General features: G+C 73.6%; 5 protein-coding genes. All 5 read left to right on the top strand.

Translation table 11 applies throughout. The features are described 5' to 3' along the window. Positions 1-176 precede the first annotated feature (176 nt). Genes QM792_RS08675 through QM792_RS08655 form a run of 5 tightly spaced genes read left to right on the top strand, consistent with a single transcriptional unit; the run spans position 177 to position 16,475 of the window. A complete protein-coding gene (locus QM792_RS08675; RefSeq protein ID WP_415149227.1) occupies positions 177-12,911 on the top strand; it encodes an amino acid adenylation domain-containing protein in 12,735 nt (4,244 codons plus the stop codon). Then, positions 12,908-13,714, top strand: a complete 807-nt coding sequence (locus QM792_RS08670; RefSeq protein ID WP_415149226.1) for an alpha/beta fold hydrolase — start codon at positions 12,908-12,910, stop codon at positions 13,712-13,714. The genes QM792_RS08675 and QM792_RS08670 overlap by 4 nt, the downstream gene beginning before the upstream one ends. Before the next feature lies 1 nt (position 13,715). Next, positions 13,716-14,618, top strand: a complete 903-nt coding sequence (locus QM792_RS08665) for a serine aminopeptidase domain-containing protein (RefSeq protein WP_415149225.1) — start codon at positions 13,716-13,718, stop codon at positions 14,616-14,618. 13 nt (positions 14,619-14,631) lie between these two features. After that, positions 14,632-15,756 carry an acyltransferase family protein gene (locus tag QM792_RS08660; RefSeq protein WP_415149224.1) on the top strand — a complete coding sequence of 375 codons (1,125 nt, stop codon included), beginning with the start codon at positions 14,632-14,634 and terminating at the stop codon, positions 15,754-15,756. After that, a complete protein-coding gene (locus QM792_RS08655; RefSeq protein ID WP_415149223.1) occupies positions 15,753-16,475 on the top strand; it encodes a 4'-phosphopantetheinyl transferase family protein in 723 nt (240 codons plus the stop codon). The genes QM792_RS08660 and QM792_RS08655 overlap by 4 nt, the downstream gene beginning before the upstream one ends. Positions 16,476-16,489 lie beyond the last annotated feature (14 nt).

The raw sequence follows: 16,489 nt of genomic DNA, 5'->3' as shown, positions 1-16,489 counted from the left end.
CCCGCTCAGCATAATCAGAACGCTTTCGGTAACCGCAGATGACTGCTTCGTCGGCGGGCCGGACAGACGACACGCGAAGCCGGCCGGCTTCGCCATGAAACGGCGACTAGGAACCCCGGATGGCCGATCGAGCCCCGACCGTCAGCGGCACTTCCGCAACCGCGCAAGTGCCGGAATTGTCCCATTGGCTTCGGCATGCCGCCGAGGCCCACCCGCGCGAGCCCGCGATCATCGCCGACGGCCGGTCGGTCAGCTACGCGCAGTTGCGCGCGCTGGTCGAGGCCGAACGCGCCCGGCTGCGCGACATCGGCGCCGCGCCTTCCGACCGCGTCGCCATCGCCGCCACGCGCAGCGTCGAGACCATCGTCGCGATCCTCGCCTGCGTCGACGCCGGCGTCGGCTACGTGCCGCTGGACCTGTCCTACCCGGCCGAGCGGCTCGCGGCCATGCTCGAGACGAGCCGGCCGCGCGCCGTGCTCGGCGACGCCGCCGCGCTCGAACAACTGCGCGGCAGCGTGCCCGGCTTTCCGACGCTGGCGCAGCCCGCGCCGGCGCAGGCCGTGCATGCGGCCGAGGCCGACCTCGCCTACGTGCTCTTCACCTCCGGCTCGACCGGCCAGCCCAAGGGCGTGGCGATGGGCGCGCTGCCGCTGCGCCACCTGGTCGCCTGGCACGCCGCCCACCCGCGGCTGGGCCGGCCGGCGCGCACGCTGCAGTTCGCGCCGCTGTCCTTCGACGTGCACTTCCAGGAGATCCTCTCGACGGTCGCCTGCGGCGGCGCGCTGGTGCTGCTGTCCGACGCCGAGCGGCGCGACCCGGCGCAGCTTCACGCGGCCATCGTGCGCCACGGCGTGCAGCGCCTGTTCCTGCCCTACGTGGCGCTGCAGATGCTGGCCGAGGCCTCGCGTGCGCAGGCGCCCGCCTCGCTGCGCGAGGTGGTCAGCGCCGGCGAGCAGTTGCAGGTCACGCCGGCGATCCGCGCGCTGTTCGGCGCCCTGCCCGGGGCCGAACTGCACAACCACTACGGCCCGACCGAATCGCACGTCGTCACGGCGCACGAACTGCGCGGCGACGCGGCAGCCTGGCCGGAGATCCCGCCGATCGGCACGCCGCTGCCCTACGTGCGCATCGCGCTGGTCAACGCCGAGCCCGGCGACGGCGGCGAAACCGGCGAGCTGCTGCTCGGCGGCCAGACGCTGGCGCACGGCTACCTCGGCCGCGAAGACCTGACGGCCGAGCGCTTCCAGAGCGATCCGGCCGAGCCCGGCCACCGCTGGTACGTCACCGGCGACCTGGTGCGCCGCGACGCCGACGGCGTGCTCACCTACCTGGGCCGCGCCGACGACCAGGTGAAGGTGGACGGCTTCCGCATCGAGCCCGGCGAGATCGAGCTGGCGCTGATGCGCCACCCGGCGGTGCGCGACGCGGTCGTCACCGCGCCGGTGGTGCCCGGCGCCGGGCGGCAGCTCGTCTCGCACCTCGTGCTGCGCGAACCGCTGGCCGACCTGCCCGCGGCGATGCGCAACCACCTGCGCGGCCAGGTGCCCGACTACATGGTGCCGGTGCGCTACGTCGTGCTCGACGCGCTGCCCACCACGCCCAGCGGCAAGATCAACCGGCGCGGCCTGCCGCTGCCCGAACCCGAGGCGCAGGCCGCCGTCAGCGCCGACCCGGCCGTGGCGGCGCGCGAAGTGTGGAGCCAGTTGCTGGGCATCGCCGACATCGGGCTCGACCAGAACCTGTTCGACCTGGGCGCGCGCTCGCTGCTGGTGCTGCGTTTCATCGCGCGCATGCGCGAGCTGGGCGTCGACCAGCTCAGCGTCACCGACGTGTACGACCGGCCGACGCTGCGCGGCATCGCGGCGCGCCTGCGCGGCGAGGGCGCGCGCACGGCACGCGAGCGCGCCTCGCGCCGCCACGGCGGCAACAGCGGCGGCGGCATCGCCATCGTCGGCATGGCCGCGCGCGCCGGCGACGCGGCCGACGTCGACGCGCTCTGGCAGCAACTGCTCGCCGGCAAGGAGAGCCTGCGGCGCTTCGGCCCCGACGAGATCGACCCGGCCGTGCCCGCCGAGCTGCGCCAGCGGCCCAACTTCGTCGCCGCGCGCGGCGTGCTGGAGAACGCGGGGCGCTTCGACGCTGGCTTCTTCGGCATCTCGGCGCGCGAGGCGGCGCTGATCGACCCGCAGCAGCGCCTGCTGCTCGAACTGTGCTGGACGGCGCTGGAGCACGCCGGCATCGACCCGGCGCGCCGCGAGGGCCGCGTCGGCGTCTACGCCGGCACCGCGAACAACAGCTACATCGGCTCGCTGCGCGACGAGCAGCCCGAGCTGATCCAGCAGGCCGGCGAATTCGCCGCGATGCTGGCCAGCGAGAAGGACTACGTCGCCACGCGCATCGCGCACCGGCTCGATCTCGACGGCCCGGCGCTGAGCATCCACACCGCCTGCTCGACCGGCCTGGTGGCGGTGGCGCAGGCCTGCCAGGCGCTGGCCAGCGGCCAGTGCGAGGTGGCGCTGGCCGGTGGCGCCACCGTGGTGGTGCCGCAGTTCGGCGGCTACCTGCACGTGGAAGGCGGCATGGAGTCGGCCGACGGCCGCTGCCGCCCCTTCGACGCCGAGGCCAGCGGCACGGTGTTCGGCAGCGGCGGCGCGGTGGTGGTGCTCAAGCGCCTCGAAGACGCGCTGGCCGCCGGCGACCACATCCACGCGGTGATCCGCGGCGTCGGCCTGAACAACGACGGCGCCGACAAGGCCAGCTTCACCGCCCCGAGCGTCGGCGGCCAGGCCGGCGCGATCGTGATGGCGCTGGAAGAGGCGCGGCTCGATCCGCGCAGCATCGGCTACGTCGAGGCGCACGGCACCGGCACCGCGCTGGGCGACCCGATCGAGGTGGCGGCGCTGACACGCGCCTGGCGCGAGTACACGCCCGACAGCGGCTTCTGCCGCCTCGGCTCGATCAAGGGCCATCTCGGCCACACCGTCGCCGCGGCGGGCGTGCTCGGGCTGATCAAGGCGGCGCTGTCGCTGGAGCACGAAGTCATCCCGGCGACGCTGCACTTCCGCACGCCCAACCCGCAGATCGACTTCGCCGCGACGCCCTTCGTGCCGGTGGCCGGCAACACGCCGTGGCCGCGCGGCGCCGACAAGCGCCGCGCCGCGGTCAGCTCCTTCGGCGTGGGCGGCACCAACGCGCACGTGGTCATCGAAGAAGCGCCCGCGCCGCAGGCCGCGCCCGCCGAGGCGGGCGGCGACGGCGCCTGGCTGCTGCCGCTGTCGGCGCGCAGCGCCGAGGCGGCGCTGCGCCGCGCCGCCGCGCTGGCCGATCACCTCGAGGCGCATCCCGAGCTGCCGCTGCCGCAGGTGCTGGCCACGCTGGCGCGTGCGCGCCAGACTATGGCGCACCGGCTCACCGTGGTGGCGCGCGACACCGCGCAGGCCGTCGCGGCGCTGCGCGCGGCCAAGTCCACGACGCAGGCCGCGCAACGGCCGCGCGTGGTCTTCCTGTTCCCCGGCCAGGGCTCGCAGCACGCGGGCATGGTGCGCGGCCTGTACCACGAGGTGCCGGCCTTCCGCGCCGCCTTCGACGACTGCCTCGCCGAACTGGCGCGCCACGGCGATGCCGACTGGCGTGCCTGGCTGGTCGACGCCGAACCGGGTGACGCCGCCGTCGGCGAACTGCTGGCCGAGACGCGCCACGCCCAGCCGGCGCTGTTCAGCGTCTGCTACGCGCTGGCCGCCTGGCTGGAGAGCCTGGGCGTCGCGCCCGACGCGATGATCGGCCACAGCATCGGCGAGTACGCCGCCGCCTGCCGCGCCGGCGTGTTCACGCTGGCCGACGCGGTGCGCGCCGTCGTCGCGCGCGGCCAGGCGATGTTCGATCAACCGCGCGGCGCGATGCTCGCGGTGCGCACCGATGCCGCCAGCGTGCAGGCGCTGCTGCCACCCGGCGTGGAGATCGCCGGCTGCAACGCGCCGGCGCTGACCGTGGTGGCCGGCCCGGCCGACGCGCTGCGCGAGTTCGCCGCCGCGCTCGAGGCGCGCGAGATCGGCACCACGGCGCTGAAGGTCTCGCACGCCTTCCACAGCGCGTCGATGGAAGGCGCCCTGCCGGCCATCGAGCGCGCGCTGGCCGGCGTCGCGCTGGCCGCGCCGAAGGTGCCGGTGTACTCCTGCGTCAGCGGCACGCCGCTGACGGCCGACGAAGCCCGCGCCCCATCGTACTGGGCGCGCCAGGTGCGCGCCGCGGTGCAGTTCAGCCGCGCGGTGCAGGCCGAGCTGGCGCGCGGCGGCGACACCGTCTTCATCGAGGTCGGCCCCGGCCAGGCGCTCAGCGCGCTGCTGCGCCAGCACCGCACCGGCGACGGCAAGGTGCCGCGCATCGTGCCGCTGCTGGGCCCCGCCAACGCGCCGGGCGAGCCGGCCTCGCAGGCGCTGCAAGGGCTGGGCGCCGCCTGGAGCGCGGGCGTCGAACTGCACTGGCCGGTGCCGGCCGGCGCGCCGCGCGCCACGCTGCCCACCTATCCGTTCGCCGGCCAGGAATACTGGTTCAAGCGCAAGGCCGGCACCGCGCCGGCCGCCGTCCCGGCGCGTGCCGGCGTCACGAATTCCATCGAAGCCGTTCCCACCATGAGTCGCATTCCCAACATCGAGCGCGAGCTTGTCGAACTGATGAGCAACGTCTCCGGCCTGCCCTCGGCCGAGCTGAACGCGGACGCCACCTTCCTGGACCTCGGCCTCGATTCGCTGTCGCTGACCCAGGCCACGCTCGAGATCGAGCGCGTGTTCGGCGTCAAGATGCGCTTCCGCCGCCTGCTCGAAGACCTCGACAGCATCGGCAAGCTGGCACGCCAGCTCGACACCGAGCTGCCGGCCGGCAAGTTCGCGCCGGCGCCCGCACCGGTGGCGGCGCCGGCGGCCGCGCCGGTCGATGCGCCCGCGGCTGCCGCGCAGCCGGCGGCCGTGCCGGCGGCGCTGCCGCTGGCGGCGGCGCCCGTGGCCACGCTGGCCGCGCTGCCGCCCGGCGCGGTCAGCGGCGTGCAGGCGCTGCTCGCGCAGCAGTTGCAGCTCATGTCGCAGCAGCTCGCGCTGCTCGGCGGCGCGGCGGCGGCCCAGCCGGCCGGCGTGGCGCTGCCGGCGCCCGCCGCTGCCGCCGTGGCGGCCCCTGCAGCCACCCCGGCCGCTGCGGCCACGCCGGCGCCGGTCGAGCCCGCGGCGGCGGCCGAGCCCTCGTCCAAGGCGCTGGTGGAAAAGCCCTTCGGCGCCTCCGCGCGCATCACGCTCGAGCGCAAGACCGACATGACGCCGGCGCAGTCGAAGTGGCTGGCCGACTTCATCGCCCGCTACAACGCGCGCACCGGCAAGTCCAAGGCCTTCAGCCAGGACAACCGCAAGGTGATGGCCGACCCGCGCGTCGTCACCGGCTTCAACCCGCAGTGGAAGGACCTCGTCTACCCGATCGTGGTCGACAAGTCCAAGGGCGCGCGCCTGTGGGACCTGGACGGCAACGAGTACATCGACCTGCTGTCGTGCTTCGGCGCCAACCTGCTGGGCTACCAGCCCGACGAGATCGTCGACGCGATGGTGGCGCAGCTCCAGGCCGGCATCGAGGTCGGCCCGCAGCACCCGCTGGCCGCCGACGTGGCGCGCCTGATCTCCGAGTTCACCGGCATGGAGCGCGTGGCGTTCTGCAACACCGGCTCGGAGGCGGTGATGGGCGCGATGCGCATCGCGCGCACGGTGACGGGCCGCAAGACCATCGCGATCTTCACCAACTCGTACCACGGCATCTTCGACGAGGTGATCGTGCGCGGCACCAGGCAGCTCCGCTCGCTGTCGGCCGCGCCCGGCATCCTCGCCAACGCGGTCGAGAACGTGCTGGTGCTCGACTGGAACAGCGAGGAGTCGCTGCGCGTGCTGCGCGAGCGCGGCCGCGAGCTGGCGGCGATCATGACCGAGCCGATCCAGAACAAGTACCCGACCCTCCAGCCGCGCGAGTTCGTCGAGTCGCTGCGCCAGATCGCCGACGAGGCGGGCTGCGCGCTGATCTTCGACGAGGTGGTGACGGGCTTCCGCGTCGCGCCCGGCGGCGCGCAGGAGTTCTACGGCGTGCGCGCCGACATCGCCACCTACGGCAAGATCATCGGCGGCGGCCTGCCCTTCGCGGCGATCGGCGGCGCCTCGAAGTGGCTCGATGCGCTCGACGGCGGCCACTGGCAGTACGGCGACGACTCGTACCCGGAAGCCGGTGTCACCTATTTCGCCGGCACCTTCGTGCGGCACCCGCTCGCCCTGGCCGCGGCGCACGCCTCGCTGCTGCACCTCAAGCGCGGCGGCCGCGAGCTGTACCGCAGCCTGAACGAGCGCACGCAGCGCTTCATCGACCGCCTGAACACCGCCTTCGCGGCGCGCGGCGCGCCGGTCAAGGCGGTGCACTGCGCCTCGCTGTGGCGCCTGGCCTGGGACGACGACCAGAAATACGTCAGCCTCTTCTACTACCTGGTGCGCTTCCACGGCCTGCACCTGTACGAGCAGTTCGGCCACTTCGTCACCGAGGCGATGGGCGAGGCCGAGCTGGACCGCATCTTCACGGTCTTCACCAACGCGCTCGACGAGCTGATGGCGCTGGGCTTCATCACGCCCCGGCCGGGCGGCCCGGGCACGCCCAAGCGGCCCGAAGACCCTCAGGGCGAGCCCGCCTCGGGCACGCTCGCGCCCGGGCAGACCGAGCGCTGGCTGGCCGCCAGCTTCGACGGCAACGCGCTGCGCGCGCTCAACGAATCGTTCTGCGTGAGCCTGCGCGGCGGCGTGGACCTGGCGGCGCTGAAGGCGGCCCTGGCCGACGTGCTCGCGCGCCATCCGGCCCTGCGCCTGACCTTCAGCGACGAGGAACCGGTCCAGACCGTGGGCCCGGCGGCCGCGCCGGCCATCGCGGAGGTGGACCTGCGCGCGCAGCCCGATGCCGACGCCGCGCTCGACGAGTTCTGCTGCCGCGCCGGCGAGCGCGAGTTCACCCTCGGCCGCGCGCCGCTGGCCGCCGTCAGCCTGCTGCACCTGAGCGACGGGCGCGTGGTGGTGCACATGGTGGCCAGCCACCTGATCTTCGACGGCTGGGCCTCCAGCGTCTTCAACGCGGAGCTGGCGGCGGCCTATCGCGCGCGCAGCGGCGGCGCGCTGCCGGCGTTCAAGCCGGCCGAGTCGCCGGTGCGCTTCGCGCAGGAGGTGACGCGCCTTTTCGGCGGCGCCGACGGCCAGGCCGCGCTGGCGTACTGGGGCGGCGTGCTGAAGAATCCCCCCGCCCCGCTGGTGCTGGGCGACCGGACGCCGCCGGCCACGCGGCGCTTCGACGCCGACACGGTGCGCGCCCGCATCGACGGCGAGCACCTGGCCCGGCTGCGCGCCAGCGCGCGCGCGCAGGGTGCGACGCTGTTCCAGTGGTTGCTGACGGCCGTGGCCGTGATGCTGCAGCGACGCAGCGGACATGACGACTTCGTGGTCAGCATCCCCTACGCGGCGCAGAACCTGATGCGGCAGGGCCCGTTGCTCGCGGACGGCGTGCTCGACCTGCCGCTGCGCCTGCGCTGCGCGAGCGGCGAGGCCCGTGGCACGGTGCTGGCACGCGTCAAGAACGCGCTGATGGATGCGATGGAATACCCGCTGATGACGCAGGGCACCGCCGCGCGCGCGCTGGGCATTCGCGCCGAGGGCAACCGCCCGCCGCTCACCGGCGTGTTCTTCAACCTCAATCCCAAGGTCGATCTGAGCGGCTGGGCGCCGCTGCAGGCGGCGATGCACGAAGGGCGCAAGCGCGGCCTGCTCGGCGAGGTGTTCTTCAACTTCTACGAGCAGCACGACGCCATCACGCTCGACGTGCACTACAGCACCGAGTACTTCAGCCCCGAGCGCATCGCCGCGGCCACCGAAGACCTGCTGGCCGCCTGCCTGGACGAAGCCGCGCCGGCCGCCCTGCCCGCCGCCCTGCCCATCGCCGCCGCCCTGCCCATCGCCGCCGCGCCGGCCACCGCCGCCGTGGCGACGCTGGACCCGCGCCTGCTGCAGTGGAATGCCACCGACCGGCCGCTGGAGCCGAACGCGCGCGTCGAGCACTGGGTGCAGCGGCAGGCGCTCGCCACGCCCGACGCGCTCGCCGTCGCGGCCAAGGGCGCGCGCCTGAGCTACCGCGAACTGCAGTCGCGCGCCAACCGCTTCGCCCAGGTGCTCGCGAGCCGCGGCATCGGGCCGGGCGCGCTGGTGGGCCTGTGCCTCGACCGCGGCACCGACCTGGTCGCCGCGCTGCTCGGCGTGCTGCAGACCGGCGCCGCCTACGTTCCGCTCGACCCCGGCTTCCCGCGCGAACGGCTGCGCATGATGGCCGAGGATGCGGCGCTGCCGCTGGTCGTCACGCAGGCCGCGCACGCGGAGCTCGCCGGCCTGCCGCGCGAGAAGCAGTTGCGCATCGACGACGATGCCGCCGTGCTGGCCACGGCGCCCGACATGGCGCTGCCGCGCCTGACGGAAGGCGAGGCGGCGGCCTACGTCATCTACACCTCCGGCTCGACCGGCAAGCCCAAGGGCGTGGCCGTGCCGCAGCGCGCGGTGTGCAACTTCCTCGCCAGCATGCGCCGCGAACCCGGCCTGCGCGCCGGCGACGCGCTGCTGGCCGTCACGACGCTGAGCTTCGACATCGCCGTGCTCGAGCTGCTGCTGCCGCTGGTCACCGGCGCCACCGTCGTGCTGGCCGACCGCGACGACGCGATGGACGGCGACGCCCTGGCGGCGCTCATCGCCGAGCACCGCGTCAACGTCATGCAGGCCACGCCGACCACCTGGCACCTGCTGCTCGACGCCGGCTGGCGCGCGGCGCCGGGCTTCCGCGCGCTGTGCGGCGGCGAGCCGCTACCGCCGGCGCTGGCCGCCGCGCTGCTGGCGCAGGGCCTCGAACTGTGGAACCTCTACGGCCCGACCGAAACCACGGTCTGGTCCACGCTGGCGCGCATCGGCGACGCCGCGCAGAAGATCACCATCGGCCGCCCGATCGACAACACCCAGGTCTGGATCCTCGACGAGCAGCTCCAGCCGCTGGACGTCGGCGCCGAGGGCGAGATCTGCATCGGCGGCGACGGCGTCGCGCTCGGCTACTTCAAGCGGCCGGAGCTGACGGCCGACCGCTTCGTGCGCCTGCCCTTCGGCCCGCGCGCCGGCACGCTCGCCTACCGCACCGGCGACCTGGGGCGCTGGCGCGAGGACGGCACGCTCGAACACCTCGGTCGCCTGGACTTCCAGGTCAAGCTGCGCGGCTACCGCATCGAACTCGGCGAGATCGAGGCCCGGCTGGAGCAGGCCGACGGCGTGGCGCGCGCGGTGGTCGTCGCACGCGAGGTGGCGCCCGGCGACCTCGCGCTGATCGGCTACGTGGTGCCGCGCGCCGGCGTGGCGCTGGACACCAACACGATCCGCGACGGCCTGCGCAGCACCCTGCCCGACTACATGCTGCCGCGCACCGTGCTCGCGCTGGCGGCGCTGCCGCTGCTGCCCAACGGCAAGATCGACCGCAAGGCGCTGCCCGCGCCGGCGATCCGCCCCGAGCCGCCGGTGGCCACGGCCGCCGCGGGCGCCGCCGACGGCGCGGCCGAAGCCACCGGACTGACCCGCCGAATCGGCGAACTGATGGGCAAGGTGCTCGGCTGCGGCATGGTCGGGCCGAACCAGAACTTCTTCGAACTCGGCGGCCACTCGCTGCTGGCCGCCAAGCTCGCCACGGCGCTGAAGGACGTGGTCGGCCATCGCCCCGGCCTGCGCACGATCTTCGAGTCGCCGACGCCGGCCCGGCTGGCGGCCGCGCTGGATTCCGGCAGCGGCGCCGCCAGCCAGCCGGTGCGCGCCCCCATCGTCCATCGCGCCGACCAGACCGAGGCGCCCCTGACCGTGATGCAGGAGCGCATCCGCTTCGTCGAGGAGATGCATCCGGGGCGCACCGCGTACAACGCGCCCTCCGGCCATCGGCTGCGCGGGCTGATGGACCTGCAGGCCTTCCGGCGTGCCTTCGTCGAGATGATCCGCCGGCAGGCGAGCCTGCGGACTTCGATCGAGCGCACGGACAGCGGTGTCGTCCAGCGCATCCACGAGCCGGACGACGGCTACGTGCTGCCGCTCGTCGACCTCAGCGGCGAGGCACCGGCGCAGCGCGACGCGCGCCTGAACGACACGCTCTCGGCGATGGTCGACGAGACCTTCGAGCTCGGCCGGGCGCCGCTGTTCAAGGCGACGCTGTTCAAGCTCGCCGACGACGACCACGTGCTGTTCTTCATGACCCACCACATCGTCTGGGACGGGTGGTCGTTCGACGTGCTCTACGCGGAGATCGCGGCGCTCTACGAGGCCTATCGCACGGGGCAGCAGCCGTCGCTGCCGCCGCTGGCCGTGACCTACGGCGACTACGCGCAGTGGCACCAGGACTGGCTGAAGAGCCAGGAGCTGCGCGACCAGATCGAGTACTGGAAGAGGCAGTTCGCCTCGGGCGGCACGCTGAAGCTGCCGGCCGGCGACTTCCCCCGCGTGGCCGCCGTCGAGCACGTCGGCGGCACGTCGCGGCTGGACGTCGAGCGTTCGCAGCTCGAGGAACTGCGGGCGCTGGCCAAGCGCGCGGGCACGACCACCAGCATCGTCATCCTCGCGGTCTACGGCGCGATGATGTCGCAGTGGCTGCGCGAGCCCACGCCGGCCATCGGGCTGCCGGTGCGCGGCCGCGGCACGCCGGAGCTCGACGCGGTGATGGGCTTCTTCAACAACATGCTGCCGGTGCGCTTCCGCGTCGACACCTCGGCGTCGGTGCTGGACTGGATCCGCAGCGTGCACGGCACGATGGTCGCGGCCTACGCCAGCCAGGAGGCGCCCTTCGAGCTGCTGGCCGCCGAGTTGGAGGCCGCGCAAGGCGGAACCGCGCCAGTGCTGTACCAGGCGATGTTCTCGTACCAGGACGCGCGCGCGCGCCAGACGCGCTGGGGCAACCTGTCGCACGAGCGTATTCCGCTGCCGCATCGCGGCACCACCGAGGATCTCAACCTCTGGATGGTCGAACTCGACCACGGCATCGAAGCAGGCCTGCAGTACAACGCCGACCTGTTCCTGCCCGAAACCGCCGACCGGCTGGCTGCGCGCTTCCTCGCGCTGCTGCGCTCGACCGCGGCACGTCCGGAGCAGAGCGTCGCCAGCCTGCTGGCGGCAAGCGACACCGATGCGCAGCAGGTGCAGCGCTGGACGGCCGGCGCGCGCCAGCCGCAGGCGGGGGCCGACTTCCTCGCGCGCATCGAAGAACTGGCGCGATCGGCGCCGGACCAGGCCGCCATCCGCATCGGCAAGTCGATCGTGACGCGCGCCGAGCTCGCCCGCCGCGTGCAAGCCATGGCGCAGCGCCTGCGCGACGCCGAGGCGCCGACGAGCGGCGCGCTGCGCCTGCGCATCGACGACGTGGTCGAACACACCGCTGCCGCGTTGGCGGCCTGGCAGCATGGGTTGTCGGTCTCGGCCGGCGGGTCGGCCTTCCAGGTCGCGGCCGCCGAGCCCGTGCTGGTGCTGAGTGACCAGCCCGACGGCCAAAGCTGGAGCGTGACCCGCGATGCCGCATCGGGCGGCGCCAGCCTGTGCGCCATCGGCCGCAGCCAGTTCGCCGAACTCACGGCATCGCTGGCGGCGCAAGTCACGCTGCTGGCCGGCGACCGCGCGCTGTGCTTCATCGACGACGAGCCGGCGCAACGCCTGTTCACCGTCGTCATGGCCCTCGCCGCCGGCGCCGAGACCTACGTGGCCCCGAGCGGGCTGCCAGCCGACCCCGCACGGCTGGCCGGAACGCTGGCCGACGAACGCATCGCCTGGATGCACGCCAGCGGCACCACCTGGCGCAGCGTTCTGGCCGGCATCGGCGCGCGGCCGCTCGAGCTGGTGGCGATGGTCGACGTCACCGAACTCGGTGCCGACCTCGCCGGGCAGTTGCTGGCCAAGGGCTGCACGCTGCTGTCGACCTACCGCCCCCATGCCCTCGGGCTGCCGCTGGCGGCCGCGCTGGTGGCCGACGAACGCGACTGCATGGTGTTCGGCCGCCCGCTGATCGCCAGCGCCCTGGACGTTCGCGACGACGCCGACCGGACGGTGCCCGTCACCGTGGCCGCGCCGCTGCGCGTGAGCCTGCCGGGCGCCGCATCGAACACCGGGTCGCTGGCGCGCTGGCGTGCCGACGGAAAACTTCAGTACCTCGGCGAGGTCGAGCCGGTGGCCTACGTGGAAGGCCGCCGCATCGACACCGCCCGGCTCGTCGCCGCGATCGAGGCCCTGCCCGGCGTCGCCGCGGCGGCCGTGGCGACACGTGACGACCCGGTGCTGCACCGTTGCCTGATCGTCGGCATCGAGCCCTCGTCCGGCGCGCCGGACGACGAAGCGCACTGGGAGAAGGCCGTCGCGCCGCTGCTCGCCGGCTTGACCAGCGTTCGCATCCATCCCGGCCCGCTGCCTAGGCTCGCGAATGGCCAGGTCGACGCCGGCGCGCTGCTGATCCGGCGCCGCGCCAAGGCGGACGGCCCGGCGACGCCGCTCACGCCGACGCAGGCCGCGCTGGTGGAGGTCTGGCAGGACGTGCTCGGCCTGAACGACGTCGGGCTGCACGACAACTTCTTCGAGCTCGGCGGCACCTCGCTGACGGCCATGCAGGTATCGCAGCGCCTCGAGGAACGCCTCGGCGGCCGGCGCGTCTCGCCGCGGCGCTTCGTGTTCGAGACGCTGGGACAACTCGCGGCGGCCTATGACGACGTGACGCCCGACCCCACTCGCCCCGTGGTCGAGACGCCGCCCCCAGCGGCCAACTCGGAGCCCGAGCGCGGCGGCATGCTGACGCGCATCCGCCGCCTGGTGTCGCGCGCGTGAGCCTGGAAGTCAGACGCTTCGGCACATCCGCGCGGCAGATGGTGGGCCTGCTCTCGCGCGGCCGGCCCGGCGCGCGGCCGCGCGCGAGTTTCCTGCTGTGCCGTCCGTTCGGCCAGGAGGGCACGCGGACGGCCTCGATGTACCGCGTGGTGGCCGACCGGCTGGCGCGCGAAGGCAGCACGGTGCTCACCTTCGACTATCACGGCACGGGCGACTCGCCCGGCGAGGAAGCGGACCAGACCCTGGCCGACTGGTCGCACGACATCGAGGCGGCACACCGCGTGCTCGTCGAGGAGATCGGCGCCGCCGTGCACTGGTTCGGCATGGGGCTGGCCTGCCACGCGGCGCTGAAGGCGGCGGCGCGCATGCCCGATCCGCCGGCGCACCTGGTGCTCTGGGAGCCGGTGCTGGATGGGCCGGACTACGTCCAACGCCTCTTCGCCTCGCATCGTCAGGAACTCGAGCACGAGTACCACCTCCCCTGGGAGCGGCTGCTCCGCCAGGGCCGCGTCGTGGAGCCGGCGCTGCCCGGCGACGTGCTGGGCTTCGCCGTCGGCCCGGCGTTCGCGGCCGAAATGCAGAACCTGGCGCCGCTGCCGCTGGCGCAGGCGATGCGCCGCGGCGTGCGCATCACCTGCGGCGTCCACGAGGAACACGAGGCGCGGCTGGCCGCGCTCACCGGCGCGGGCCTGGTGTCCGGCAAGCGCATCGAGAGCCGCACGAACTGGATGCTGAGCCAGGCGATGGGCAGCGCGATCGTGCCGCCCGAAGTGCTGCCCGCCCTCAACGAGACCTGTGCCTGAGATGGTGACCGAGACATCGCTGCTGTGCGGCCCTGGCAACAACCTGGTGGCCACCATCACGCTGCCCGCGGGCGCGGTCGACGCCGGGGGCCTGCCGGTCGCGCTGCTCACCAACTCCGGCGTGATCTCGCGCGCCGGCCCGCACCGCATCAACGTGCAGATCGCGCGCCGACTCGCGCAGCGGGGCATCGCGTCGATCCGCTTCGACCTCGGCGGCATCGGCGACAGCCGGCGTGCCGCCAGCACCAAGCCGCAAATGGAGCAGTGGGTCGCCGATACGCGCAGCGTGATGGACTTCGCCGCGCAGCGGCTGCGCAGCAACCGCTTCTTCATGATCGGCTTCTGCTCCGGCGCCGAGGTCGCCTACCGCTGCGCGCTCGAGGACGAACGCCTGCGCGGCATCCTGCTGTGGGATCTGTACGCCTACCCGACGCCGCGCTCGCGTCTGAACACGCTGCTGTACAGGCTGCGCCGCGCGGGTCTGGCCGGCGCCGCCGTCAAGCTGGTGCACAAGGCGATGGCCGCCGCCGGGCTGGTGAAGCTGCCCGCGGCCGACAAGCGCCAGCTCCAGGACCTGGAGCCGCCGCGCGTGCCGCCGGTCGACGAGTTCGCGCGCGATCTCGTCGTGCTGCGCGGCCGCGGGGTCGAGGTCTTCGTGATGTTCTGCGGCGGCGAGCCGGAGTGGTTCAACTACCCGGGCCAGTTGCGCGATTTCTTCAAGCCCTTCCCCGCGCTGCGCGACCTGCGCTGCGAGCAGCTCGGCCAGAGCGACCACCTGCTGACACAACGCCGTTCGCGCGAAGCCTTCGTCGCCAGCGTCGACCGCTGGCTGGCCGACACCGGGCTGCTGGACGGCACCGCCATGCCGCCTGCCGCCGCGCCGCGCGAGGCCGCCGCGGCCTGATGCCCGCGACGCGATGAGCGCGGCACTGTCGGTCTGGCTGGACCTGTGCCGTGTGCTGGCCGCGGCGGTGGTGTTCGTCGGCCACTCGCGCGGCCTGGCCGTCGCACCGGACTGGATCGCGCCGCATTGGCACCGCAGCGCCGACGACGCGGTCATCGCGTTCTTCGTCATCTCGGGCTACGTGATCGCCTGGTCGGTGGACCGGCCGGGCGTCACGGTGCGCGGCTACGCCGAGGCGCGCGCCTCGCGCATCTATTCGGTCGCTATCCCGGCGGTGCTGGTGGCGCTGGCGCTCGACCACATCGGCATGCGGCTCGACCCGACGCTCTACGCGGTCGACTGGCAGTATCCGCGTCCGTGGCTGTTCATCCCCATCCACTGGCTGTTCCTCGGCGGCACCTGGCTCGGCCCGATGGACCCGTTCTCGATGGCGTCGTACTGGTCGCTGCCCTACGAGGTCTGGTACTACGTGCTGTTCGGCTGCGCCACGCTGCTGCACGGGCGCGCGCGCGCCGTCGGCATCGCCGCCGCGCTGGCGATCATGGGCCCGCGCATCTGGCTGCTGCTGCCGTGCTGGTGGCTGGGCGTTCTGCTGTACCGCCACGGCGCGCGGCTCGCGCTGGCGCGGCCGGTGGCCCTGGCGGTGATGGCGCTGGCCGTGGCCGCCTACGGCGTCTACGCGGCGTCCGGCCTGCGCGCCGAGGCCGACCTGGCGAGCCGGGCGATGTACGGCACGCTCAACCACTGGCTGCCGGTGCCGCTGAAGCCGGGGGGAACGGTCCATCCGCTGAGCGACTATGTCGTCGCGCTGCTGTTCGCCGCCTTTCTGGTCGGCTGCGCGAGCAGCCGCATCGCCTTCGGGCCGCGCACGGCCGCCGCGATCCGCTGGCTGGCCGGCTACACCTTCAGCCTCTACCTGGTTCACTTCTCGCTGCTGGTGCTGTTCGCGGCAGCAGGATGGACACACGTGGACGGCGGCCGCTACGCGCTCGTCATCGCGTCGACGCTGGTGGCGGCCTGGCTGCTGGGTCAGATCGGCGAAGTGCGGCGCGACCTCTACCGGCGCGCGATCGCTTGGCTGCTGGACAGGCTCGTGGGGCCGCACCCGCCGCGCGTGCCGGCTTCCGGGAAGGAATGATGCAGCCGCTGCCGCCGTCCATCCGCGAACTCGCGGCCGGCGGCATGGGCGATCTGCGGCTCTGGCTGGTCGACCTTCGCGAGCCCGACAATGTGGCGGCCACGGCGTCGACCCTGGCGCGCGACGAGATCGAGCGGATGGCGCGCTTGCGCTTCGAGGCCGACCGCGCACGCTACCGGCGCTCGCACGTCGCGCTGCGACGGGTGCTGGCACGCGAACTCGGCGTCGAGCCTGCCGCGCTGCGCTACACGCCCGATGCCGACGGCAAGCCTCGGCTGACCTGGCCCGCGGAACCCGTCGACTTCAACCTCAGCCACTGCCGCGATTTCGCGCTGATCGGGCTGTCGCGGATGCTCGACGTCGGCGTCGACATCGAAAACGCCCCGTCCTGGAACGCCGACGAGCTGATGCAGACGGCCCGCGGCGTGCTCAGCGCGAGCGAACTGCTCGACTTGCAGGCGCTGCCGACGCCGGCCCGCCTCGGCGCGCTGATGCACGCCTGGACGCGCAAGGAGGCCTGCCTGAAGGCGCTCGGCGTGGGGCTCTCGATCGAGCCTTCCCTCGTCCACGTCGGGCTCGACGCCGGCACCCGCCGCGTGCCGCTGCCCGTTGCCGAGGGGCGTGAGGCGAGCGCCGATCTCGTCTCGCTGTGCGACGCGGCTGGCGACGGCTTCATCGCCGCCGCCGCCTGCATCGACCGTGGTGTCATTCACAGTTAGGGGTTTCGATCCAC

Source organism: Piscinibacter sp., from assembly GCF_047600445.1.
Lineage (GTDB): Bacteria > Pseudomonadota > Gammaproteobacteria > Burkholderiales > Burkholderiaceae_C > Piscinibacter.
This window is presented reverse-complemented; position numbering and strand designations above follow the sequence as displayed.

Bases quoted from the DNA above. Each gene is read 5' to 3' on its own strand.
- QM792_RS08665 (WP_415149225.1), top strand. From the start codon at position 13,716: ATGGTGACCGAGACATCGCTGCTGTGCGGCCCTGGCAACAACCTGGTG.
- QM792_RS08660 (WP_415149224.1), top strand. From the start codon at position 14,632: ATGAGCGCGGCACTGTCGGTCTGGCTGGACCTGTGCCGTGTGCTGGCC.
- QM792_RS08655 (WP_415149223.1), top strand. From the start codon at position 15,753: ATGATGCAGCCGCTGCCGCCGTCCATCCGCGAACTCGCGGCCGGCGGC.